Origin of the sequence: Macrococcus bovicus (assembly GCF_004359575.1) — a bacterium.
GTDB classification, from domain to species: Bacteria; Bacillota; Bacilli; order Staphylococcales; family Staphylococcaceae; genus Macrococcus; species Macrococcus bovicus.
Window position 1 is genome coordinate 421089 of sequence record NZ_SCWF01000001.1, and the last position, 25943, is coordinate 447031.

Genomic DNA, 25943 nt, shown 5'->3' on the forward strand with positions numbered 1-25943 from the left:
TGTACACCTACTTCTTATTCTTCTCGCTTAATATCCCCTGCATCGTCGACAGCAGCTGGTCGATATCTTTGAACTCCTTGTAAACCGAGGCAAAGCGGACATAAGATACCTGATCCAGTGACATCAGGTGTTCCATGACGCGTTCACCGATATCTACTGAAGATATCTCGGTCTTGCTGCCTTCACGGAGCTGATATTCGACATCATTTGCTATCTTTTCCAGGTCATCATACGCGACCGGTCTTTTTTCGCATGCACGTACAAGACCATGGAGTATCTTGTCCCGGTTGAACGCCTGTCGGGTGCCATCCTTCTTGACGACTATCAGCGGTGACAGTTCGATCCGTTCAAACGTCGTAAAACGGGTGCCGCACTGTTCACACTCTCTTCTCCTTCTGATGGCAGTCAGATCATCTGCATGACGTGAATCGATGACTTTGGACTGATTGTAACCGCATTTCAGACATTTCATATGATCGCCCCTTTAGTTAGTATCACTTCATTATACATGAATCATGCCCTCATAAAAACTGTTATAGATTTCACTGACAGGGTATAATGACCACAAATGGAGGCGAATAAGATGATTGAATTAGCAGAATTTGAAGAAGGCAATCCAGTCAACAAAGAGCGGGAGAAATTCAACCGCAGAAATGAGGCGATACTGTATCACGGAGATGCGGTAGGTGCTGTCTTTATCGGAGATTCCATCACCGCTTACTGGGATATCGACAGTTATTTCAAGCATAGTGAAGGGAAGCGGCTGATCAACCGCGGGGTCAGCGATGACTATTCCATGTACTGCAGAAGACGCTTCGAAGCTGACGCACTGCAGCTCAACCCGGAGCTCATCATACTGTCAGTAGGCGTCAATAATACGAAACCGTTAAGTGAAGCAGCTGACAGCGACGCAGCAGCCGGCATTATCCGGCAGGTTGTGACCGATATCCGGGCGATGATCCAAGCGAGTAAGAATCGGGATATTGACATCGTCATCACTTCGGTCACTTCCATCAACCGGCCGCACACGGACCTGCAAGGCATCCGACAGGACGCCATCAAAGAAATCAACCGCCAGCTGACTGAACTGGCGGCTGAAGAAGAAATTCAGTTCCTGAACTATTATGACGTCATGATGGTAGATGACAGGCTCGACCCTGATCTGACAATAGACGGTCTTCATCCTCATGTCAAAGGCTACGATAAAATGGCGGACGTTCTGACTGAACAGGTTAAACGTATCGAACTGCAATAAAAAAAGCTGGCGCCAGGCCAGCTTTTTCATTATTCTGCTAATTTTTGTCCCATTAAGCCGGCAAGTTCAACCACACGAGTTGAGTAGCCCCACTCATTGTCGTACCATGACAGCACCTTGACTTTCTTGCCGTCCATAACGATTGTGGATAAACCATCCACAACAGATGACATCGGATTTGTGTTGAAGTCCACACTGACTAATGGTTCGAATGTGATATCAAGTATCCCTTTTAATGGTCCTTCAGCTGCCTCTTTAAATGCAGCGTTCACTTCCTCCACTGTTACCTCTTGTTTAAGGTCGACGACCAAGTCAACCAATGATACGTTCGTAGTCGGTACACGTAGCGCCATGCCGTGTAATTTACCTTTTAATTCCGGTAGGACAAGAGCCAATGCTTTCGCTGCACCGGTTGAAGTCGGGATGATGCTCTGTGCACAGGCACGCGCACGACGCAAGTCTTTATGCGGGTTATCCAGATTCTTCTGGTCATTGGTATAGGCATGAACGGTTGTCATTAAACCGTTCTCGATCCCGAACTTTTCATTCAGAACTTTTGCGACAGGCGCTAAGCAGTTCGTTGTACAAGATGCGTTCGAGATGACATCATAAGTCTCAACATCTAATCCTTCGCAGTTCACACCGCGGACAATCGTCTGAACGTCCCCTTTACCCGGCGCTGTCAACAGCACTTTTTTGGCGCCCGCTTTCAGGTGCGCAGATGCTTTCTCCGCATCATTGAATTTTCCTGTTGCTTCGATGACGATATCTATGTTCAGCTCGTCCCATGGTAATAATTCCGGATTACGCTCAGCAACAAGTCTGATCTCTTTACCGCCGACGCGCAGGCCGTTTTCAATCGGTTCCACTTCAAGCTCGTACTTACCATGAGTCGTATCATATTTGATCAGATGTGCCAATGTTTCCGGCGGATAACTGGCATTGATTGCGACAACCTCTAACTCATCATTCAGTGCTGCTGCACGGAATACCATTCTACCTATTCTACCTAAACCATTGATTGCTACTCTAGTCGTCATGTCATATCTCCTTATTGTGCTATACTTTTATGTCAATAGTATAACACAATGAAAGCATTATGGAAGCGGTTGCTTGCAACTTTTTAGTGAGATTTGTAATATTCTGCGACTATTTCCTTGATGCGTCTTTCCAGGTCAGCGAGTGAGCCGTTATTATCGATGACAACATCGGCTCTCGCTTTCTTTTCTTCAATTGAGAGCTGTGAAGCAATACGGGCAAGCGCCTCTTCCTCGGTCAAATCATTGCGTGTCATCAGCCGTTCAAGCTGAACGTCCTTTGTCACATAGACCACCCACACTTCATCAACTGTCGCTTCCAGTTCATTCTCATAAAGTAACGGAATATCCATGACGACCGGATGTCCGGCAGCAAGCGCTGTCTGCTTCTCTTCTTCCATAATATCCCGCACGATCGGATGAATAATACTGTTCAGAGCGAGACGCTTCTCTTCATCATGAAAAATCTGCTGTCCGATATAGCGGCGGTTCATCTCGCCGTCTTCAATCGCTTCAGGTCCAAATACAGCTTCAACCTGTTTCAGGCCTTCTGTCCCTTTAGCCACTGCCTGCCGAGCTGCAATATCAGCATCCACAATGACAAATCCATGTGCAGCAAGCAGTTTGGATACTGTCGACTTCCCGCTTGCTATGCCGCCTGTTAAACCTATAACTGTCATACTTCGTCTCCTATTTCTGACAATGCGTGCAGTAATGGGTGTTGCGTCCGGCAATGACTGCCTTCTCTACCTCACGCCCACATGTGCCGCACGTCTGTCTGCCATATATTTTGAAGCGGGTCTGCATCTGTCCGCTCTTACCTTCGACGTTCCGGTAGCTGGAAATAGATGAGCCGCCGAAACGTATCCCTTCTTCAAGGCTTGCGACAAGCGCCTTGAAAAGCTGCCGCTCTTCATCAGGTGTCATGTCTTGGACGAGCCGATGCGGATTGATACCTGCTGCATGCAGACCTTCACATGCATAGATATTGCCGCAGCCGCTGATGACACTATGATTCATGACTGCTTCCTTGATTTTCTTCTGCTGCCATTTCTTCAAACCGAGCTGGGCAGTGAAGTAATCCTCCGCTCCCGCTTCGAAAGGTTCTGGTGCAATCGCCATGATCTGCGCCGCTTCTTCAAGACGTCTGACTAACCGCATCTCACCGAAACGTCTGATATCACTGTAGATCAGCTTTTTCCCTGACTGCAGTTCAAGTTCCACATGCCAGTGATTGATGTAATTCGGAATCCCGATATCATCCAGGGTATCGACTACAAAATAGGCACCGGACATACCGAGATGACTGATGATCAATTGTTCTCCGAATTCATTTTCAAGTGTGAAGATCAGATATTTGCTTCTTCTGTCTATCGCCCGGATCGCACTGCCGATGATCTGTTCCCTGAACGATTGAAGAGCGATCCCCTTGATGATGGTTTCCTTGCCGGCTTCCTTGCCGCTATGAACCTTGTCAGAAAATGTCACACCGGTAATGACTTCCCCGATAACTTTAGGCTCAAGCCCTCGTCTGACATGTTCAACTTCTGGTAATTCAGGCATAACTTCCTCCTATTTCGCTTCATACCATGACTGGCCGTAATTAGACTCCACTAATAACGGGACATTCAGTTCAAGTGCATGCTCCATGATGTCCTTCACAAATAAACTGAACGCTTCAATTTCTTCTTCCGGTACTTCAAAGATCAGCTCATCGTGTACCTGTAATAATAAGTTGGCTTTAAAATCAGTCTTCTGCACTTCTCTGTCGTAATTCACCATTGCCAGCTTAATGATATCTGCGGCACTCCCTTGGATCGGTGTGTTCATCGCTGTCCGTTCCGCAAATCCCCGCGCATTGAAATTTCGTGCGTTAATATCAGGGATGTAACGACGACGGTTGAGCAGCGTTGAGACATAACCATCCCGTTTCGCTTCCAGGATGATGTCATCCATATATTGTTTGACATTCGGGAAACTTGTCAAGTAATCCTCTATAAACCGGGCAGCGGCAGGACGCGAGATGCCCAGTGACTGACTGAGGCCATAATCACTGATACCATAGACGATGCCAAAGTTAACGGCTTTTGCCTGTCGTCTCATATCCGCAGTGACGTCATCCTTCTCAACATCAAACACCTCCATCGCTGTCTTCGTATGAATATCGATGCCATGGTTGAAGGCTTCCATCATACTTCTGTCTTCGGTGATGTGAGCAAGCACCCGGAGTTCAATCTGAGAGTAGTCCGCTGCAAAGATCACCCAGCCCGGCTGCGATGCGGTGAACGCTTTTCTGATTTTGCGTCCCTCCTCCAGACGGATCGGAATGTTCTGCAGGTTCGGTTCCACTGATGACAGACGGCCGGTCTGAGCCAGCACCTGATTGAAACGTGTGTGGATCTTACCGTCTTCTGCAATCATTTTCTGTAAGCCTTCGACATAAGTCGACTGCAGTTTAGCAAGCTGCCTGTAATCGAGGATAGCCTGGATAATCTCGTGCTTGTCTCTTAAGCCTTCCAGGACATCAACAGCTGTTGAATAGCCCGTCTTCGTCTTTTTAGCGGCCGGCAACCCCAGCTCTTCGAACAGAATGACACCGAGCTGCTTAGGGGAATTAATATTGAATTCATGCCCCGCAAGTGTATAAATACGGTTCATCAGTTCATCAATACGTGTCTTCAGTTCACCCTGCATCTCAATCAGTGCCTGTCTGTCTACAGTGATACCGCGGTATTCCATGCCCGCTAAGACCAGTGACAGCGGCAGCTCCAGTTCATCATGCAGCTTCAGCTGTTCATTATTCTCAAGTTCTCTTTTCATGACATCTGTCAGCTGATGAATGGTCATCGCCTGTCTGCCGAAATAATCAAACAGTGCCTCTGTCTCAGGGATGGCCATCTTAGCGCCTTTGCCGAATATCTGTTCATTATTCGGAATCACCATGCCGTGAAGCGCGGCCGTCTCAGCCACATCAACAATAGTCTTTGACGGATCAAGCAGGTAGCTTGCCAGCATGACATCAAAACGGATATTCTTGACATCCACATCGAGACGTTTCAGCAGCACCGCCGTCTTCTTGGCATCAAAAACATTCTTCTGTTCAGCGCCTTCCAGATAAGCGATGAGTGAATCCTGCAGGTTGTCAGATGATGTCACAAAGATCTTCTCGCCATCTGTCACAGCAATCGGCAGAATCTCGTTGACCAGGTAGTTATCTTTAAAGCAGTCGATAAAGAGTGACGTAGGACCAGCCAGACTGATCTCTTCAAATCGCTCCGTCAGCTCGAGCGCCTTCTGTTCGATGACCGGTGCTGTTTCCATATGATCCAGCATCTGCTTGAATTCCAGTTCCTTAAATAATTCAATCTTTTTATCATTGTTTTCCGCGGACAGTTTGATGTCGTCCAGATGTATCTCAATCGGCGCATGGACTTCAATTGTCGCAAGCTGCTTACTCATCAGTGCGTCTGCCTGATAAGTCGTTAAGTTCTCCTGCAGCTTCTTCCCTTTGATGTCATCCAGATGACTGATGACTTCTTCCACTGTGCCATATTCAAGCAGCAGTTTGACCGCTGTTTTCTCACCGATACCAGGCACACCCGGAATGTTATCTGACTTATCACCCATCAGTCCCTTCAGGTCGATGATTTTCTCCGGACCGAAGCCATACTGCTCCCGCACAAACTCAGGCGTATAGTGATCGATATCTGTGACACCTTTTTTAGTGTAATAGACCGAGACAGAATCATTGACCAGCTGCGTCAGGTCACGGTCTCCTGTAATGATGATGGTCTTCATCTTCTTCTCAGTCGCTTCACGTGCCAGCGTCCCGATGATGTCATCCGCTTCGTAGTTGTCAAGCTCGTAATGTTTGATATGATAGGCATCCACCAGTTTTCTGATCAGCGGGAACTGCTCGCTGAGTTCCGGCGGTGTTTTCTGACGCCCCCCTTTATAGTCGCCGAATGTAGAGTGACGGAAAGTGGTCTTCCCCGCATCGAAAGCGACAAGGAAATGGGTAGGGGCTTCATCCTTGATGATTTTGTCGAGCAGCAAAGTGAAGCCGTACACCGCATTCGTATGAATACCGGCGCGATTGCTCAGCAGAGGCAGTGCATAGAATGCCCGGAATGCCAGGCTGTTGCCATCTATTAAAATAAGTTTTTCAGTCATAATGAACCTCCATCAGGTTGATACTCCTATTTTACCACAGCATAGAAAAAGCCACGCACTTACGTGCATGGCTTAACTTTTTTTAAGATAGACTCTGAAGGTCGAACCTTTACTGAGCTCGCTGTCAACTTCTATCACACCGTCAAATGCCTCGACGATATGCTTGACGATAGCCAGGCCAAGACCGGTCCCTCCACTGTCTCTGCTTCTCGCTTTATCCACTCTATAAAAACGCTCAAAAATACGCGTCTGTTCCTCTTTAGCAATACCCATTCCTTCATCACTCACTTCAAGGATGCCCTGTTTGCCATCTATGACGCTGACTTTAACCCGTGAACCTTCCGGTGAATAATTGATAGCATTTGACAGCAGATTAATGATGACTTGCTTCAGTTTGCTTGCTTCAGCCAGCACGATGACATCTTCATCAATCCTTGTCTCAATGACAATCTTCTTCTTAGCGGCCAGCGGTTCAACGACTTCAATGCAGCTGAGCGCTTTCCGGCTCATATTGACCGACTCAAGAATAATATGACTGCTCTGCTCTATTTTCGAGAGCTCCAGCAGTTCACTGACCAGGCCTTGAATGCGGTTAGATTCTTTCAGAATGATATCCAGGAACATGTCCAGCGTCTCCGGATTATTCTTCGCCCCGTCCAGCAGTGTTTCAGAGAATCCCTTAATAGAGGTGATCGGGGTCTTCAGTTCATGGGAGACATTGGCGACAAAGTCTTTCCGCATCTGTTCCAGCGATTTCAGCTTTGTGATGTCATGCAGCACGACCACCACACCTTCTAATTTCCGTCGCCGTCTTGAAAGGACCGGTACGACAGCCGCATCGAAATACTTCCTGTAGACAGCCATCTGAATATCTATCGTTTTATTGATCGGCTTCTCTGCTCTCATCGCCTCTTTAATCATCTGCTTGACTGACGGGAAGCGAATGACGTCCTCGAAATGGCCTGACAGTATCTGCTGTCCTTTATTAAAGGTTTCGTTATAGTTATCATTCACGATGACCACCTGCCCCTTCTTATCGATCATCAGAATAGCAGAAGGGATGTTTTCAAGTGTCGTCTCCAGACGGTTGCGCTGCAGCTTCTGTTCGTTGTTCAGTGTCTGCAAGGTGCGCGCTAATCTGTTTGTACTGATGTACAGTTCTTTCGTTTCAGTGACGGTGCTTTCCGGTACGCGGACTTTATAGTTGCCTTCTGTCAATAATCTTGAGGCATAAGTCACTTCTCTGATCGGCGCGATATACGTCCGGTTGATATAGCGGACGAGAAAGAAGATGACCGGAATGGCCGTTGCCAGTGTCAGAAACATATACTGCCAGATGGTTTTGTTCAGACCTTCAAGATTGGTCAGCCTGTCTATCAGAAAAATAGTGTAGCCATCTTCTCTGTATATCAGTAGAGCTTCATTATTCTCACGTTTGAAACGATAAAAACCAGCATTGTTATGGCTGATCCACGGTGCCATGACTTCCTCTATCTGTTTGTCATCTATCGTATCGCTCTTGAACAGTGTCTTTCCGTCTTTTTCTATCCAGACCTTCTTAAGTGATACTCTATCATAATCTTTAATTTTCTGAAGATAACGATCTTCATTTTTCAGGACTTCAATCAACTGCTCAGCCTGGCGTTCCAACTCCGCTTCCTTCGTCTTGCTGATTTGTTCGCTCAGAATATTGGACAGAAAGAACCCGATCAACAGAAAGCTTAAAATCATCAAGGCGACAAGAGAGGTGAAGAGACGGTTTGTGAAACTTCTCATATTGACCGAGGGTTCTCCAGCTTATAACCGAGTCCACGGACAGTCTTGATATATTGCGGCTGTTTAGGATTCTCTTCGATTTTCTCTCTTAGATGGCTGATATGCACATCCACAATACGGGAATCACCAGCAAACTCATAGTTCCAGACAGAATTCAGCATATGTTCACGTGTAATGACACGGCCCTGTCTTTCAATAAGATAAATCAGCAGCTCAAACTCCTTAGGGGTCAGATCCAGTAACTCATTGTTACGGTAGGCCTCAAAATGGTCTGGCAGGATTTTCAGTCTGCCGATATTGATCTCTTTGCTTTGTCTGATATCCAGCTGCTGCTCATTGACCACTGTACGTCTGAGGATCGCTTTCACTCTGGCCACCACTTCTCTTGGTGAGAAAGGCTTTGTCATATAGTCATCAGCACCCAGCTCAAGTCCCAGCACTTTATCAAATTCATCATCTTTAGCTGTCAGCATCAGAATCGGAATCGGGTTCTTTTCATTGCGGATGGATTTGCATACTTCTACGCCATCCATTTTAGGCAGCATCAAATCAAGCACAAGTAAATCCGGTCGCTCTGTAAAGACTTTCTCAAGCCCTTCTTCTCCGTCAAATGCAGTTTCGACTTCGAAGCCTGCCTGCTGTAAGTTATATTTCAACAGTGTCACGATTGATTGTTCATCGTCAACAACAAGTATTTTCTGTGCCATTCATTACCTCCAGATGATATGTCTCTTACATTATATATGATGTCGATTTATTAAGGCTATATTTAATCAATAAACTTCAACTGCCAGTAATAAAATTTACAAAATATTTATATTTCACTGACAGGCAAAAAAAAATAAGCCGCTGTCAGGCGGCTTATTTCCTTTACATATTTTTAATCAGTTCGTCAGCGAACTCTGAACATTTCACTTCAGTTGCACCGTCCATAAGTCGGGCGAAATCATATGTCACCACTTTAGAGGCAATGGTTTTTTCCATTGATTTCGTGATCAGTTCCCCTGCTTCTCTCCAGCCCAGGTGGTCCAGCAGCAGGACACCGCTTAAGATAACTGAAGAAGGATTCACTTTATCGAGGCCTGCATACTTCGGCGCAGTACCATGTGTCGCTTCAAAGATAGCGTGTCCTGTCTCGTAATTGATATTAGCCCCTGGTGCGATACCGATACCACCCACTTGAGCTGCGAGTGCATCAGAGATATAGTCACCGTTCAAGTTCATCGTCGCCACCACATCAAATTCCGCAGGACGCGTCAGAATCTGCTGCAGGAAGATATCAGCGATTGAATCTTTAATCAGCAGCTTGCCGCTGTTCACTGCTTCTTCCTGTGCTTTCTCCGCTGCTTCTTTGCCTTCTGATTCGACCAGTTTATCATACTGTGCCCACGTGAAGACTTTATCGCCGAATTCACGTTCAGCTAAATCATAGCCCCATTGTTTAAATGCACCTTCAGTGAACTTCATGATGTTGCCTTTATGAACCAGTGTCAGCGACTTGCGCCCCTGTTCCAGTGCATAATTGATGGCAGCGCGCACCAGACGTTCTGTTCCTTCTTTTGAGACCGGTTTGATGCCGATACCTGATGTCTCCGGGAAACGAATGTTTTTAGCGCCCATTTCATTCTGCAGGAACTCGATGACTTTCTTCACTTCATCTGAGCCCTCTTTATATTCAATTCCCGCATAGATATCCTCGGTATTTTCACGGAAGATCACCATGTCAGTATCTTCAGGGCGTTTAACCGGAGAAGGAACACCTTCAAAATAACGGACCGGACGCAGACAGACGAATAAATCCAGTTCCTGGCGCAGCGCCACATTCAATGAACGGATGCCGCCACCGATCGGCGTCGTAAGCGGACCTTTAATGGCAATCAGATATTCCTCGATGGTATCCAGTGTCTCCTGCGGCAGCCATTCACCGGTCGTATCAAATGCTTTCTGTCCTGCAAGGACTTCCTTCCATTCAATCTTCTTTTCGCCGTTATATGCCTTGTCAACTGCAGCATCCAGCACGCGGCTCGCTGCATGCCAGATATCCGGACCTGTACCGTCTCCGATAATGAATGGAATAACTGGATTGTTCGGTACATTTAAAGTTCCATTAGAATTTGTGATTTTTTCAGCCATGATAATCCTCCTATAAGGGTTTATTTTCGTTCAGATACAGGGACATATTTACGTCCGACTTCACCGACATACTCTGCACGAGGGCGGATGATGCGGTTGTTTTCATATTGCTCAAGAATATGGGCTAACCAGCCTGATACACGAGAGACAGCAAAGATCGGTGTGAATAAATCATGTTCTATGCCCATTGAGTGATACACGGTTGCTGAATAAAAGTCGACGTTCGGCAGCAAGCCTTTTTTCTCTTCCATCATCTCAGCGATACGCACAGACATCTCATATAATTCTTTCTGTCCTGTCTCATCTGTGATACGGCGAGACATCTCTTTCAGATACTTCGCACGAGGGTCGCCTTCTTTATAGACACGGTGACCAAAGCCCATGATTTTTTCTTTGTTATCAATTTTCTTCTGGATATAATCTTCAACATTCTCCATAGAACCGATTTCACTGAGCATTTTCATCACCTGCTCATTGGCACCGCCGTGCAGAGGGCCTTTTAAGGCACCTGCTGCTGCTGTGACACCTGAATACATATCTGTCAATGTCGATACACAGACACGGGCAGTGAATGTCGACGCATTCAGCTCATGGTCCGCATGAAGAATCAATGCTTTATTGAATGCCTCTTCCTGCACTTCTGTCGGCACTTCTCCGAACAGCATATAAAGGAAATTAGCTGCATAGCTCAGCTCTGCTTTAGGTTTGAGGGGTTCTTTGCCCTGACGGACACGTGCGAATGCCGCAACAAGTGACGCCACTTTCGCCTGAATACGGGTTGCCTTATTGAAGTGCGCATCATCATTGAACTCTTCAGCACGTGGATCAAAGTGTGCAAGATAGCTGAGTGATGTTCTTAAGCCCGTCATAGGATGAACATCATCTGCTGCATAATCTTCGAAATGTTCGTAGATACGCGGATTCAGCACCATGTTTTCAAGTAGCTGCGCCTTAAAGTCATTGAGTTCCTGCTCATTAGGTAATCTGAAATGCCACAATAAGAAAATGACCTCTTCAAACTTCGCATTTTCAGTTAGATCATCGATATCATATCCTGCATAAGTTAACTGCTGTCCGACGATTGAACTTACTTTCGTCTCAGTAGCAAGGACGCCTTCTAAACCTCTGATTACATCTGCCATATTATTGTCCCCTTTACATCTTATAATCATTCTCTTGCATGTCTACATGCTTATTATACCGAAAGCAAACAGATATGTGAACGTTTTCAATACTTAGCTATTCTTTATCGCTATCTATAAGTTTTTCTTATGAAATCGCCTCCAAAAATTATCTTGCAATTTAGAATATTTCGTTATATGCTTTTGGAGATTAAAACGTTACATCAAATCAATATCAGAAAAGGGGGAACAATATGGAACAGAATCATCACTTGGACGATAATAATCTCCAGCGGACCTTGACGAATCGTCATATTCAGCTGATCGCGATTGGGGGCGCGATCGGTACCGGACTTTTCCTTGGTGCTGGTAAATCCATTCACTTTGCGGGTCCATCCATATTACTGACTTATGCAATTTTAGGTGTCATCTTCTTTTTATTCATGAGACTACTCGGAGAATTATTGCTTTCCAATCTTAATTATCACTCATTTACGGATATCACTAAAGATTACCTGGGTGAGTTTGCGGGTTACATGACCGGCTGGACGTACTGGTTCTGCTGGATTGTGACAGGGATGGCAGAAGTCACAGCTGTCGCTCAGTTCGTCAACTTCTGGTGGCCGGATTTTCCTACCTGGCTATCAGCACTGATCACGATTCTTTTCTTGATGACTTTAAATCTGCTGACAGCTAAGTTGTTCGGTGAACTAGAGTTCTGGTTCGCAATCATTAAGGTTATCACCATCATCGCGCTGATTGTTGTGGGTATTTTCCTGATCATCATCCAGTTCAAAACACCGTTTGGTCATGCGTCACTGAGCCACTTATGGAGTCATGGTGGCTGGTTCCCGAACGGCATCAACGGCTTCCTGCTCAGCTTCCAGATGGCAGTCTTCAGCTTTGTAGGTATCGAGTTAATCGGTGTAACAGCCGGTGAAGCACAGGACCCAGAGAAAACATTGCCGAAAGCAATCAACAACGTCCCGATTCGTATCATCTTATTCTACGTCGGTGCTTTAACGATCATCATGAGTATCACACCTTGGGATCAGATCAATCCGGAACTCAGCCCGTTCGTTGAACTGTTCAAAATGATCGGGATTGTCTTCGCAGCAAGCTTAATCAACTTTGTTGTTATCACATCTGCTTCTTCATCTTGTAACAGTGGTATCTTCTCAAACAGCCGTATGCTCTACGGATTAAGCAAACACTATGCTAAAGGAACAGGTTTCTTTGAAAAGACAAACAAGACAGGCGTACCAGCAAATGCTGTTATCTTCTCAAGCGCTTTACTCTTAGTGTCAGTCTTACTCAATTATATGATTCCGAATGCATCACAAGTATTCACACTCGTCACGACACTCGCGACTGTATTCTTTATTGTTGTATGGTCACTGATCACGATCTCCTACATGGTCTACTTGAAGAAGCGTCCGGAATTACACCAGTCTTCTAAGTTCAAGACACCTGGTGGCATGGCGACTGCTGTTGTTCTCTTAGCTTTCTTCATCTTCATGTTTGCACTGCTCTTCATGGCACCTGATACTCGAATCGGTGTAGCGCTCACGCCGCTCTGGTTCGTCCTGCTCTTCCTGATGTATCGTTTTGATATGAAGGGCAAAAAAGCTTAAAAAAGAAGCTCATCCAAGGATGAGCTTCTTTTTTATACCTTTGCATGTCCAGCGTAAATTTTATTATGCTGTGCATCCACTGTTACCGTGGCCCCGTTTTCAAACTTATGATAGATATCGTCAATCCCTACGATTGTCGGTTTGCCGAGTGTCAGTCCCACAACAGCCGCATGACTTGTCAGACCGCCTTCTTCAGTGGCAATCGCAACGGCCTTCTCAAGATAAGGCACCATATCTGCGTCAGTCGACTGCGTGATGATGACAGCATCAGTCAGATCCTTATCCGCTAATTCTTCTGCATTTCTAGCGACCACTACACGGCCGACTGCTGACGTGCGGCCGATACCTTGACCTGTTGCCAGTTCATTACCCACGAGCTGAATCTTCATGAAGTTCGTCGTGCCCGCTTCTCCTGTCGGGATACCCGCAGTAATGATGATAAGATCACCGTTGTTGACACTACCTGCTTCAATCGCTGCTTCTGACGCCTGTTCCAGCAGCTGGTCAGTTGTTTTCTTGCCTTCTTTCACGACTGGAATAGTGCCCCAGACAAGTGCCATATGACGCGCTGTCTGTTCATAAGGGGTCATCGCTATAATATGTGCATGCGGACGATATTTAGAAATGATCTGCGCTGTATGACCACTTTCCGTCGCTGCAACAATAGTCTGTACATTCAAGTTCAATGCTGTATGGGCCACAGAGACACCGATCGCATTGACCATGTTGGTTTCATTTAGTTTCGTGCGGCTGTCCAGGAGGAACTTATAATCCTGCGCTTCTTCAGCAGCATAAGCGATATTGGCCATCACTTTGACAGATTCAACAGGATATTGCCCCGCTGCTGTCTCACCTGATAACATCACGGCATCTGTGCCATCATAAATCGCATTCGCTACGTCACTCGCTTCTGCACGCGTCGGACGAGGATTGCGCTGCATAGAATCAAGCATCTGAGTCGCTGTAATAACCGGTTTGCCGAGTGCATTACACTTACGGATCAGCTCTTTCTGAACGAGTGGTACGCGTTCAGCCGGGATTTCTACACCCATATCGCCACGCGCAACCATCAAACCGTCCGATACCTGCAGAATCTGGTCGATGTTCTCAATCCCTTCCTCATTTTCAATCTTAGGAATGATGCGGATCGTCGAACATTTACGGTCTTCAAGAATTTTGCGGATCTCAAGCACATCGCTTGCACGACGGACAAATGAGGCAGCGATGAAATCCACTTGCTGGTCAATCCCGAACTTGATGTCTTCAGCATCTTTTTCAGTGATACCCGGCAAATTGACTTTGATACCAGGCAGGTTGACCCCTTTTTTGTTTTTGAGTTCGCCCGCATTGATCACGTCACAGACAATTTTACCTTCTTCATGCTTGAGGTCCTTGACTTTCAGTTCAATCAGACCATCATCCAGTAAGATAGTTGAGCCGACATGGACGTCGTTGATCAACTCAGGATAAGTGACAGAGAATTCATTCGCTGTCCCTAATACCTCCTGCATGTTGATGACTACTGTTGTATTCTTCTGTAGTTCAATCTTGTCGTTTTCCATATTATGCGTACGGATTTCCGGTCCTTTAGTGTCCAGGAGGATTGCCACAGTCTTGTTTAACTTTTCAGCTGCTTCACGGATACGTGCAATACGTGCGCCGTGCTCTTCGTGAGAACCATGTGAGAAGTTCAGACGTGCAACATTCATTCCTGCTGTCATCAGCTGTTCCAGTACTTCCGGTGATTCCGAAGCCGGCCCGATCGTACATACAATTTTAGTTTTTCTCATTAATTTCTCCTCCATTATCAGTCTGAATTAAATCGATAGTTCGTTCGTCAGGCGGTACATCTCTTCATCAATTTTATGCTGGCTTGAGAAGATATCTTCAAATTTCGTTTTCGTCAGTTTATTATTCTGTATACCCACTGCTAAACCGGTTTCGTCATTCATGAGTAAATCTACTGCATAAGCACCGAAACGCGACGCGAGCACTCGGTCAATACCTGACGGCGAACCACCACGTTGCATATGGCCGAGAACAGATACACGTGTATCTACGTTGATATATTTCTTGAGTTCTTCCGCACAGTCCTCGCCGGACATGACACCTTCAGCCACGATGATAATGGAGTGTTTCTTGCCCCGCTCAATCCCTTGCTGGATCTTATCAGCAATCTCCTGGACATCTTTCTTGAATTCAGGGATAAGGACGGTCTCTGCACCACCGGCAAGCGCGGACCAGAGCGCTAAGTCCCCGGCATCGCGACCCATGACTTCAATGATGAAAGTCCGCTCATGACTCGATGCCGTATCGCGGATCTTATCGACTACTTCGATGATGGTATTCAGCGCTGTGTCGAATCCGATTGTGAAATCAGTGCCGTTGATATCATTGTCAATCGTACCCGGGATACCGATTGTCTTGATACCTTCTTCATTCAGACGCTGAGCACCGCGGTAGCTGCCGTCTCCTCCGACAACCACAAGACCTTCAATCCCTAATTTCTTCAGGTTCTCAATCCCTTGCTGACGAACTTTCGGATCCTTGAACTCCGGACATCTTGCAGACTGGAGAAAAGTTCCGCCGCGCTGAATCTTGTCACCTACTGCGCCCCGGTCCAGCTGCTTGATGTTGTTCGTGATCAGACCCTGATAACCTTGATAGACACCGTAGACTTCTATATCGTGATAAATCGCTTTACGGACTACTGCACGCACGGCCGCGTTCATTCCCGGTGAATCTCCACCGCTCGTTAATACTGCAATCTTTTTCATAATGGCTTCCTCACTTTTGGTCGGTATTTATTTATAACGTACCACAAAAAAAAGACGGATGCTATTAATTGCAAACAGCGATGATAATGAAAACGTTTCACTTATTATTTCAGGTCAAATCACTGATCTGCGCCGATATTCCGGTATTTTTCGTAGCGCTGATTGACCAGCTCATCAGGTGTCAGCTGACGCAGTTCAGCGAGAGAATCAGAGAGCGCTTCCGCAATTTTCTCACTCTGTCTCTCCACATCTTCATGGGCACCGCCGACCACCTCTTCAATCACACGGTCTGCGACACCGAGTTCCAGCAAGTCAGGCGCAGTGATCCGCATGGTCTCTGCCGCGCGTCTGGCCTGTGTGCTATCCTTCCATAACAACGCTGCTGCCCCTTCCGGAGAAATCACTGAATACGTGGAATTCTCAAGCATCAGCAGGTGATTACAGATGCCGATGCCAAGCGCACCGCCGCTACCCCCTTCACCGATGACAACCGAGATGACAGGGACTGTCAGACCGGCCATCTCCACTAGGTTGCGGGCGATCGACTCACTCTGTCCCCGCTCTTCAGCTGCTTTACCCGGATAAGCGCCCTTCGTATCGATAAAACAGATAATCGGTCGCTTAAACTTCTCGGCCTGCTTCATCAAGCGCAGTGCCTTTCGATAACCTTCCGGGTGCGCCATACCAAAATTGCGGTAAATATTATCCTTCGTATCTTTACCGCGCTGATGACCGATAACGGTGACAGCCCTGTCCTGGAACATCGCGAGGCCACCTATCAGCGCCGCATCATCCCCGTACGTACGGTCGCCATGCAGTTCAATGAAGTCGTCAAATATGGCATATATATAGTCTAACGTTGTCGGTCTTACACCTAAACGTGCAATCTGGACACGGTCCCAAGGTTCCAGTTCGCGGTAAATCTTCTTCAGCAGTTCAGCCCGTTCCTCTTTCAGTTGTTGTAGCTGGACTTCACTGTTCTTTTTTTCCAGTTCCTTGATTTTGTTATCGAGCGTTGCAAGCTGCTTCTCAAATTCCATTGTCATCTGCTTTACCTCCGTGCATCATAATCAACTGACTGAGTGTCTGCTTCATATCTTTTCGATGGACCACCTTATCGAGCTGGCCATGCGCCAGCAGGAATTCCGCTGTCTGGAAATCGTCCGGCAGTTTCTCATTGATGGTCTGCTCGATGATCCGTCTGCCCGCGAAACCGATCAGACTCTCCGGTTCTGCCAGGTTGATATCTCCTACTGAAGCAAAGCTGGCGCTGACGCCCCCGGTTGTCGGATGAGTCATATAGGCGATATACAGACCGCCAGCATCACTGTGGCGTTTGATGGCGACACTGGTCTTCGCCATCTGCATCAATGAGATGATGCCTTCCTGCATACGTGCCCCGCCGCTCGCTGTAAAAATGACAAACGGCAGCTTGTGATCGGTGCAGTAATCTATCACGCGGCAGATTTTCTCACCTACTACCGCCCCCATCGACCCCATACGGAATCTTGAATCCATGACGCATATTCCAAGCGGCATGCCATCTATTTTGATCGTACCGGTTACAACCGCTTCATTCAGCTGTGTTTTAGTTCTGTCTTTTTCGATTTTCTCCATATAATCAGGGAAATCCAGCAGATTCTCTGACAGCATATCTGCGTCAAATTCTACAAAGCTGTTCTTATCGGCGAGACTGTTGATGCGGTCATGTGCAGTCATCGTTAAATGGAAATTACATTCTACGCAGACATTCAGATTTTTATTGAGTTCCTTTGTATACATGATCTTACCGCACTTCGGGCACTTCACCATAATCCCTTCAGGTACATCTGTCGCCTTTATTTTCGGCACTGCTACATACTTCTTATTGCCATTGTTGCGTTTAAATATATCTTTAAACATTTTCTGTCCCCTTCCCGCTAAACACTTTATCGTAACGCTTGATCAGTCTGTAGACACGGTAGATGATTCTGTTGCCTTCACCATGCTGACTGATAAACGATTCCAGGAGCTGCTTGAATTCCGTGATTTCATTCTTCTGTTTCTCTGAATAAATCAGAAACCGTCCGATGATTTCGAACAGCTGATGGTCATCTACATTGGAGAGGAAGGTGCCCTCTCCTCTTTTAGTCGTGATGATCCCGATAAGCTCCATCGCTCGTAACGCTTCGCGTATACTGGAGCGGCTGATATTCATCTTTTCACTTAGATCCCGTTCTGACGGCAGTTTATCTCCTGCTGTCAGATCGTGCTCTATCATATAAGTTTCCAGTTCCTTAACAACAGATATAAACCCTTTTTGTTTGACAGTGTTCATCATTCTGCTCCTAATATGTATAATAAAAATTCCTTAGTGGTCTGACCACTAAGGAATAATATATCATAACCTTCTCGGTTTATAAAGTTAAATCAGGCGTATCAGTTCCGGCGGATAATGTTCCAACAGTGTCTGCATCGTCTCGCGGTTGACACTCGCAATCTGCTTGGATTGGCCTGTGGCATAATCAAAGAGCAGAAGCGCGATGTCTCCTTCTTCAAGCGCCATGTCAGGCTCTTTGAGCAGATAGATTTCTCGTACTCGGTTCATATAGTCCTCTTTGAACTGCTGAAAAGTCATCAGCTCTTCGACGATGAGCTTCCCTTTGTCATCACGCTTCCCTCTGACGACCACTTCTTTCTCCTGCAGCACCCTTTCATAGCGCTGAAATACAGACGGGAATATAACAAGCTCAGCTTCAGTGGAACCGTCAGTCGCGACCGCAAAAGCCATCAGCTGTCCTTTTTTGGTACGGATCTGTCTGACTGACGCCAAACTGACCAGCAGCCAGTTCGACTGATCCGTATGATTCAGCTTAAATAGTGGGAGATAGAGATGATGAAGGTACAGCTTCTCGACCGGATGCGTAGACAGATAGAAACCGAGATACTCCACTTCGTACTGCATGCGTTTCTCTTCTGACATTTCAGGTCGCTCCTGATAACTTTTCTTCAGGCTGAAGCCGAGTTCCTCGAGAAAGTGATCATTTTCCTGGCCCTGATCCATCTCCATGACACTATCGATTGACGCCAGCAATGTGGCGCGTGTCTGACCGAATTCATCAAAGACACCTGTGACGATCATTGCCTCAAGCGCCGCTTTAGAGACTGAGCGCTTCGGCATCCGCTGCATGAAATCATAGATATCCAGAAACTGTCCTTTCTTCCGTTCCTCGACAATCTCCATCACCGTGCGGTAGCCGACTCCTTTAATCATGCCGAGTGACAGAATGACCTGTTCACCGTCCGCCCGGAAATACCAGTGAGACTGATTGATGGACGGCGGTTTAAATGGCAGCTGCTTTGACTTCATTTCCGCGATCAAATCAGCGAGCTTTCCTTCACTGCCTATCACATTACTCAGAGTCGCCGCATAGAAATGAGCCGGTTCATGAACTTTGAGATAGAGCATCATATAGGCGATCTGAGCATACGCTACAGCGTGTGCTCTCGGGAATCCATAATCTGCGAATTTCATAATCAGTTCGTATATCGCCTCAGCTGTCTGCGCGTCGTAACCATTTTTCTCACTGCCGCTGATGAAATGCTGACGTTCCGCTTCCAGAACATCCCGCTTCTTCTTGCTCATCGCACGTCTGAGCGTATCAGCTTCACCTAACGTGAAACCTGCAAACTGACTGGCAATCTGCATGATCTGCTCCTGGTAGATGATAACACCATAAGTCGACTTCAGAATAGGTTCCAGATCGGGATGAAGGTAGTCGAAGGACCGGCCGTGCCGTCTCTCGATATAGAGCGGAATCTGCTCCATCGGTCCGGGCCTGTAGAGACTCAGCACGGCGACAATATCCTCAAAGTTCTGAGGTTCAAGTTGCCGCAGCACTTGTCTGATGCCTGAGGATTCAAGCTGAAAGATGCCGGTCGTATCTGCTCTGCTGAGTGCACTGAAGACCAGCGGGTCATCATAATCAATGGTTTTCGTGGTCACTTTCAGTCTGCTGGCGTTTAAGACGCGCTGAATGATCGTCAAATTCCGCAGACCCAGGAAATCGATTTTCAGTAAACCGAGATGTTCCACTTCCGTCATGGTCCACTGCGTCAAGTTCAGCGTATCCCCTTTAATGAGAGGGACGTAGTCAGTCAGCAGCTGGTCGTGAATGATGATCCCTGCAGCATGCGTTGAAGTATGCCGCGGTAGGCCTTCCAGCCGCTTGGCGATGGTCAACCACTGCCGATGAGCATCATCCTGCTCAGTAAACTGCTTGAATTCCGGATTCTGATAGGCGTCTGCAAGCATCGTCCCCGGCTTTTTAGGGATGAGATGCGAGATGAACTTCAGATCTGATTCCGGGAACTGCAGAATGCGGCCGACCTCCCGCATGACAGCACGAGCGGTCAGATGACCGAACGTCACAATGCCGCCCACATTAAATGCCCCGTATTTCTTCACACAGTAATCGATGACTTCATGGCGTCTTGTATCCTCAAAATCAATATCGATGTCCGGCATCGTCACCCGCTCAGGATTGAGGAAGCGTTCAAACAGCAGCTGATGTTTGAGCGGATCGATCATAGTAATATCCAGCAGATAACTGACGAGCGAGCCGCCTGAAGAACCACGGCCGGGACCGACAAGAATCCCTTGACGCTTCGCATAGCGAATCAGATCACTGACGATCAGGAAATAATCACTGAATCCCATATCCGCTATGATCTGATATTCCTTTCGCATCCTCGTCTTGTAGGTTTCATCAAGATCAGCGCAGGCAGCTTCTAACAGCTGCTTCAGATAGGTCTCACTCGTTTCACCGTTCGGCGTCCGGAACTTCGGCAGATGATTCAGCTGCGGGATCTCAACGTCACACATCTCAGCAACAGCTTCCGTCCGTTCTAGATATGACGGCTCTATATGCGTCAGCGCGTCGTCTGTCTTAAAGAAGGCGTCCCCTACCACTTGATCCAGCGCCATCTTCTCGTTATTCTCAATAGCCTGTAAGATATTTAATTCCGTCAGGCCGGCCGGTTCCATATACTTCACACTGCTGACATAGACTTTCCGCTCCGTGCTGACGTCAGACAGATGACAGGCATAGCTTTCCGGAAATTCGTCCAGCAGCCATTGACCAGCCTGCTTGAAAACCATGATCAGACCTTCATTGTACTGTCGCAGCAACCTTTCAGAGACAACGGTCAGTTCTTTAAGCTGAATACGGGAAGAGAGGCGGATTAGGTTATGATAGCCTGCCAGATTTCTCGCCAGCAGAATCGTCTCCGTTTCAGTTGAACCGTCTGTCAGCCACACTGTCATACCGATGATCGGCTTGATGCCTTGCGCCAGACACTCCGTGTAAAAGGCCTGCACACCATACATCGTATTCGTATCAGTGATGGCCAGTGCAGTCTGTCCCTCCTCTTTCGCGCGACTGATCACCTCGTCTATTCTGACTGTGGAAGCAAGCAGATCATAAGCAGTATGGATATTCAGATGCACAACCATCACTCTCACCTACTCTCTGACTGCAGCTTTTAATTCATTGATCAGCTGATTAAGTTCTTCCTGACTGTAGACCGTTGCTCCGCTGGCCATCGGATGGCCGCCGCCGTTATAGCGTGCTGCGAGCGTATTGATGGCCACCCGTTTACTTCTGAGACGGGCGCGTATCTGTTCGCCTTCATCAACTGCGAAGACCCATGCCTCAATCCCCGCGACATCGCTCATACTATTGACGAAAAGCGACGCATCAGCGGCACTGATGCCGAACTGCTGCAGGATGTCCTGCGTGATAAAGATAAATCCGACATGATCCTCATAGCTGAAGTGCTGCAGCACATAGCCTTGAAAGCGTATGCTTTCCAGCGTGCGCTGACTCATCTGATTGAGCATCTTCGTATGATCAAAGTCATAGGACAGCAGCATGCCCGCAATCTCCATCGTCCGAGCAGACGTATTATTGAACAGAAAACGGCCGGTATCTCCGACAATGCCGATATAGAGGCATTCAGCGATTTCAGTGCTTAAATAGTCCTGGCCATAACCGAACTGTATGATGAGTTCAGCGATGAGTTCACTCGTAGACGATACCGTCGTATCCACAATATTGATATCTCCGTAATTCTCCACAGGCGGATGATGATCAATCTTGACCAGCTTATCGCCCAGCTGATAGCGCGTATCATCTATTCTTGCAGCGTTGGCTGTATCCAGCACGATGACCAGTGCCTCCTGATAGTCACTATCCCGGACTTCATCCATCGCACCGATGAACGCCAGGCTGTCGACTGTTTCTCCCGTGGCCAGAATTTTCTTGTTCGGATACATCTTTTTTAAGAGCGCTTTAAATCCCAGCTGCGAGCCTATCGCATCCGGGTCCGGACGCACATGCCGGTGCAGGATAATGGTATCGTAGTTATTGAGCCAGTTCTGTAACAATTTGATGCTGTTTTTAGTCATAGTCTCTCCTTTTAGCAAATCCTCTGCTATAATGCAGATGGAGGTTGTTCATTATGTGGAATACAATATCACCCTATCTTGCATCATTCGCGCTAGCTGTCATGATCATCTCGCTCGTCCTGACTTTGTATCAGGTCGCACGCTACTTCAGAACGAATCGTGATGTTCGTCGAGCATGGTATCGTGCCCGCGGCAGAATGATGTTCGGCATCTTCTTGATCGCCTTTTCGTTTAATCAGATCATCCAGTTCACAAACCTGGTGACTTATCTCATCTGCGCCGTCCTTATCGTCTTCGCGGCAGCCAATATCAGTTACGGTGTGCGCGCTATGCGTTACTTCGAACAGCATTTTGCCGCAGAAGACCGCGCATGGGCAGAACTTGAGAAAGAAAAGAAAGCATAATGCTTTCTTTTTTTTATGCCTCTATCAGCTGACACATCAGCATCGCTTTTGAGACGATTTCTTCTTCTGAGTGAATCGTCACTTCCATCTTGGCAAATTTCCGGCCGAGGTCCAGCATCTCACAGGAAATCGTGAGCAATGTATCTATAGGGACGGTTTTCAGGAAATAGATGTTCAGACTTTCAATAAGTGCCTCACCCCGACGTTCCCGTTTGAGCAGATGTTTCGTTGCCTCCTCAATGACTGCGACGAAAACAGATTTACTCATTGTGCCGAGCTGATTGGACATCTGCGGCGTGACACGAATAGAGATCTCATCGCCGAACTTCATCTGTTTTAACACCTGGTCGTTCAGCGTGTGGCCGATCTGCGGCTGACGCTCTATCGACTGCATGGCGCGCAGGACATCCTCTCGTGTGACAATACCGATCAGCCGGTGATTCTTGCTGACGACCGGCAGGAGTTCAATGCCTTCCCAGATCATGACGTGGGCACAGGTCGCGATAGTCGAACTCAGGTTGACAGTGATCGGATTCTTCGTCATGACACGTTTGATCTTCATGCTGTTATCCAGATCAAGCACATCTTTGTTCGTGACAATGCCATACGCCCGGTTCTGTTCATCCAGGACCGGAAATCGCGTGTGCCCCGAGCTCAGCGACAGGGCTTTCCAGTCGCCGACAGTATCATTCTCGTACAGGACATTCGTTTCACTGACGGGAATCAATATCTCTGACACCGTCACCACTTCCTGTTTGATCAGTTGATCATAGAGCGCACGGTTGATAATGTTCGCCACCGCAAAAGTGTCATGACTTGTCGACAATATCGGCAGTCCCTTGTCATCGGCAAGCTGTCTGATTGCATCGCTGACCGCAAATCCTCCCGTCACGAGTACCGCACTCCCTTTTTCAAGCGCGAGCTGCTGAATGTTTTCGCGGTTACCGACAATAAGCAGCGTGTTCTCACCTAGATATTTTGTGACATCTTCTTGTTCCATTGCGCCGATAGCGAAACGCGACAGCGATTTATGCAGGCCGGTCCGTCCACCGATCAACTGCCCATCGATAATCTTGACGATTTCTGCAAATGTCAGGTTTTCAATCGCTTCCCGTGTTTTCTTCTCGATACGGATTGTCCCGATCCGCTCCATTGTAGAGACGATACCCCGATTTTCAGCGTCTTTAATCGCTCGGTATGCTGTACCTTCTGAAACAGACAGATCTTTGGCGATCTGTCTGACAGAAATTTTGCTGCCCACTTTGAGCGCTTCTATATGTTTGATGATTTGTTCATGTTTCGTCATGCTGGCACCTCAATTATAATGTGACGGACTCACCCGGCTGTATAATTTCTACCTTTCCATCTACTTGGCTTTTGAATACTTCAGGATTCTGCTTGATCAGGTCAAACGTATTGTAATGGATCGGTACTGTGACGTCCGGTTTGATGAAATGATTGATCGCATAGCTGGCATCATCAATCCCCATGGTGAAATTGTCACCGATCGGAATAAAGCAGAGATTGACCGGATGTCTGTCAGCAATCAGCTTCATATCAGAGAAGAGACCTGTATCACCCGCATGATAAATCACTTTATCACCCAAGGTAAAGATGAGTCCGCATGGCATGCCGAGATAAATAATACTGCCATCTTCTTCTGTATAGGAATTGCTGTGGAACGCCTGCACGAATTTGACCTGCCCGAAATCAAAGGCCCGGTTTCCTCCGATATTCATCGGATGGCCGTTCTCAACACCTTTTGTCGCTAAATAATCGAGCAACTCCGGTAAAGCGATGACGAGCGCGCCTGTCCGCTTCACCAGGGTGATCGTGTCGCCCAGATGATCACCATGTCCATGTGTCAGCACGATATAATCTGCCTCTACTTCCTCAACCGTTAAATCTGATAAAGGATTTCCTGTAATAAAAGGATCTACAATCACTTTCTTATTGTTCGCCTCAAAAGAAATACAAGATTGCCCGTGAAAAGTCACTTCCATTTCTGCTTCACTCCTCTTTATTATTTAATGTTATTATACCTCATTGCACAGTCTTTTGATATGATGGGACATATGAAGGAGTGTGGAACGAAATGAATAATGAAAAATTAAACGGACTGAGAGAACGACTGGCTGCAGAAGAGCTGGACGGCATCTGGATTTCAAATCCTGAGAACATCAATTACCTGACAGGATTTCTATCCGATCCGCATGAACGGCTCCTCGCGCTGCTGGTGACTGAGAATGAATTGACCCTGTTTGTCCCTAAGATGGAAGTGGCATCAGCCAAAAAAGTATTTGATGGACAGATCATCGGCTATCTGGATACGGAAAATCCTTACTTACTTCAACCCTTCGAACTCACTCATCTCGGCATTGAAAGCGAGCATCTGACCGTAGCCAGATTAGCGGCATTACAGACTCATTTTGGCGTTGAAGAAACAGTCGCCATCGATCAGACCCTTAAAGAGATGCGCAATATCAAAACAGCTGCAGAAATCAGCATCTTAAGACAGGCCGCTCAGTATGCTGATCAGGCGGTGAAGATCGGTGTCGACCATCTAGAAGCAGGCATCACGGAACAGGAAGTCGTCAGAATCATTGAGAATGCCATGCTGCAGATTGACGGTATCACCGCGATGAGTTTTGAGACGATGGTATTATTCGGTGATAATTCAGCCAATCCTCACGGGACACCGGGCAGCAATACGCTCAAGGAAGGTGACTATGTTCTCTTCGATTTAGGCGTCGTTTACAAAGGATACTGCTCTGATATCACACGGACTATTCCATTCGGTACACCGACAGAACTCCACACGCGCATTCATGCCATTGTCACAGAAGCCAATAAACGCGCGATTCAACGTGTTGCACCCGGGGTCAGGATTGCAGATATTGACGCTGCAGCACGTGATTATATTGCGGCACAAGGATACGGCGAACAATTCCCTCACCGCTTAGGACATGGACTCGGTATCAGCGTCCACGAATTTCCTGACATCTCCTCTGCAAATGAAGATGTCTTACAAGAGGGCATGGTCTTTACGATTGAACCCGGTATTTATGTCCCTGGTGAAGTCGGTGTCAGAGTTGAAGATGATATACTCGTCACTGAAGAGGGTTATGAACTGCTGACGCATTATGCTAAATAGACAAAAAAAGACATGAACACGTAGTTCATGT

General features: G+C 47.0%; 22 protein-coding genes. 4 read left to right on the top strand and 18 right to left on the bottom strand.

Translation table 11 applies throughout. The features are described 5' to 3' along the window. Window positions 1–7 precede the first annotated feature (7 nt). A complete protein-coding gene (gene nrdR / locus ERX55_RS02375) occupies window positions 8–472 on the bottom strand; it encodes a transcriptional regulator NrdR (RefSeq protein ID WP_133450970.1) in 465 nt (154 codons plus the stop codon). Between the two features lie 111 nt (window positions 473–583). Between nrdR and ERX55_RS02380 the strand changes: the two genes are divergently transcribed. Next, complete coding sequence (locus ERX55_RS02380; protein WP_165983682.1) at window positions 584–1255, top strand: SGNH/GDSL hydrolase family protein; 672 nt, start codon at window positions 584–586, stop codon at window positions 1253–1255. A 29-nt stretch (window positions 1256–1284) separates the two neighbouring features. Here the strand turns inward: ERX55_RS02380 and ERX55_RS02385 are convergent, their stop codons facing one another. The 8 genes from ERX55_RS02385 to ERX55_RS02420 form a co-directional block, all read right to left on the bottom strand. Further along, a complete protein-coding gene (locus tag ERX55_RS02385) occupies window positions 1285–2295 on the bottom strand; it encodes a glyceraldehyde-3-phosphate dehydrogenase (protein ID WP_133450972.1) in 1011 nt (336 codons plus the stop codon). 83 nt (window positions 2296–2378) lie between these two features. Continuing rightward, window positions 2379–2972 carry a dephospho-CoA kinase gene (coaE, locus tag ERX55_RS02390; protein WP_133450973.1) on the bottom strand — a complete coding sequence of 198 codons (594 nt, stop codon included), beginning with the start codon at window positions 2970–2972 and terminating at the stop codon, window positions 2379–2381. Between the two features lie 10 nt (window positions 2973–2982). After that, entirely contained in the window at window positions 2983–3855 is an 873-nt protein-coding gene (gene mutM, locus ERX55_RS02395) for a bifunctional DNA-formamidopyrimidine glycosylase/DNA-(apurinic or apyrimidinic site) lyase (RefSeq protein WP_133450974.1), read from the bottom strand. Between the two features lie 9 nt (window positions 3856–3864). Next, window positions 3865–6465: a DNA polymerase I gene (gene polA, locus ERX55_RS02400; RefSeq protein WP_133450975.1), complete on the bottom strand. Its 2601-nt coding sequence runs from the start codon at window positions 6463–6465 to the stop codon at window positions 3865–3867. 72 nt (window positions 6466–6537) lie between these two features. Further along, on the bottom strand, window positions 6538–8241 hold the full coding sequence (gene pnpS, locus ERX55_RS02405) for a two-component system histidine kinase PnpS (protein WP_133450976.1): 1704 nt from the start codon (window positions 8239–8241) through the stop codon (window positions 6538–6540). Further along, a complete protein-coding gene (locus ERX55_RS02410; protein WP_133450977.1) occupies window positions 8238–8948 on the bottom strand; it encodes a response regulator transcription factor in 711 nt (236 codons plus the stop codon). Before ERX55_RS02410 ends, pnpS begins: the two co-directional genes overlap by 4 nt. A 163-nt stretch (window positions 8949–9111) precedes the next feature. Then, window positions 9112–10374, bottom strand: coding sequence for an NADP-dependent isocitrate dehydrogenase (gene icd / locus ERX55_RS02415; RefSeq protein ID WP_208001495.1), 1263 nt, complete (start codon window positions 10372–10374; stop codon window positions 9112–9114). A 20-nt stretch (window positions 10375–10394) separates the two neighbouring features. Further along, complete coding sequence (locus ERX55_RS02420; RefSeq protein ID WP_133450979.1) at window positions 10395–11516, bottom strand: citrate synthase; 1122 nt, start codon at window positions 11514–11516, stop codon at window positions 10395–10397. A gap of 233 nt (window positions 11517–11749) precedes the next feature. On the opposite strand from ERX55_RS02420, the gene ERX55_RS02425 reads away from it, so the two are divergent. Then, window positions 11750–13129: an amino acid permease gene (locus tag ERX55_RS02425; protein ID WP_133450980.1), complete on the top strand. Its 1380-nt coding sequence runs from the start codon at window positions 11750–11752 to the stop codon at window positions 13127–13129. 32 nt (window positions 13130–13161) lie between these two features. Here the strand turns inward: ERX55_RS02425 and pyk are convergent, their stop codons facing one another. From pyk to ERX55_RS02460, 7 genes are all read right to left on the bottom strand, one after another. Continuing rightward, window positions 13162–14919 carry a pyruvate kinase gene (pyk, locus tag ERX55_RS02430; protein ID WP_133450981.1) on the bottom strand — a complete coding sequence of 586 codons (1758 nt, stop codon included), beginning with the start codon at window positions 14917–14919 and terminating at the stop codon, window positions 13162–13164. A 27-nt stretch (window positions 14920–14946) separates the two neighbouring features. Continuing rightward, complete coding sequence (gene pfkA, locus ERX55_RS02435) at window positions 14947–15906, bottom strand: 6-phosphofructokinase (protein ID WP_133450982.1); 960 nt, start codon at window positions 15904–15906, stop codon at window positions 14947–14949. A gap of 119 nt (window positions 15907–16025) precedes the next feature. Further along, entirely contained in the window at window positions 16026–16952 is a 927-nt protein-coding gene (locus ERX55_RS02440; protein WP_133450983.1) for an acetyl-CoA carboxylase carboxyltransferase subunit alpha, read from the bottom strand. Beyond that, window positions 16936–17808, bottom strand: a complete 873-nt coding sequence (gene accD / locus ERX55_RS02445) for an acetyl-CoA carboxylase, carboxyltransferase subunit beta (protein ID WP_133450984.1) — start codon at window positions 17806–17808, stop codon at window positions 16936–16938. Before accD ends, ERX55_RS02440 begins: the two co-directional genes overlap by 17 nt. Beyond that, window positions 17801–18223: a FadR/GntR family transcriptional regulator gene (locus ERX55_RS02450; RefSeq protein WP_133450985.1), complete on the bottom strand. Its 423-nt coding sequence runs from the start codon at window positions 18221–18223 to the stop codon at window positions 17801–17803. Before ERX55_RS02450 ends, accD begins: the two co-directional genes overlap by 8 nt. A gap of 87 nt (window positions 18224–18310) precedes the next feature. Further along, window positions 18311–21400 (bottom strand): DNA polymerase III subunit alpha, encoded by a 3090-nt coding sequence (locus ERX55_RS02455; protein ID WP_165983683.1) that lies wholly within the window; start codon window positions 21398–21400, stop codon window positions 18311–18313. Window positions 21401–21409: 9 nt separating this feature from the next. Continuing rightward, window positions 21410–22354: a DHH family phosphoesterase gene (locus ERX55_RS02460; protein ID WP_133450987.1), complete on the bottom strand. Its 945-nt coding sequence runs from the start codon at window positions 22352–22354 to the stop codon at window positions 21410–21412. A gap of 53 nt (window positions 22355–22407) precedes the next feature. On the opposite strand from ERX55_RS02460, the gene ERX55_RS02465 reads away from it, so the two are divergent. Then, window positions 22408–22758: a YtpI family protein gene (locus tag ERX55_RS02465; protein WP_133450988.1), complete on the top strand. Its 351-nt coding sequence runs from the start codon at window positions 22408–22410 to the stop codon at window positions 22756–22758. 13 nt (window positions 22759–22771) lie between these two features. Here ERX55_RS02465 and ERX55_RS02470 read toward each other — a convergent pair whose 3' ends face one another. Then, a complete protein-coding gene (locus ERX55_RS02470) occupies window positions 22772–24064 on the bottom strand; it encodes a DRTGG domain-containing protein (RefSeq protein WP_133450989.1) in 1293 nt (430 codons plus the stop codon). 13 nt (window positions 24065–24077) lie between these two features. Then, window positions 24078–24761 (bottom strand): metal-dependent hydrolase, encoded by a 684-nt coding sequence (locus ERX55_RS02475; protein ID WP_133450990.1) that lies wholly within the window; start codon window positions 24759–24761, stop codon window positions 24078–24080. Window positions 24762–24853: 92 nt separating this feature from the next. On the opposite strand from ERX55_RS02475, the gene ERX55_RS02480 reads away from it, so the two are divergent. After that, window positions 24854–25912 (top strand): M24 family metallopeptidase, encoded by a 1059-nt coding sequence (locus ERX55_RS02480; protein WP_133450991.1) that lies wholly within the window; start codon window positions 24854–24856, stop codon window positions 25910–25912. The last annotated feature ends 31 nt before the right edge of the window (window positions 25913–25943 follow it).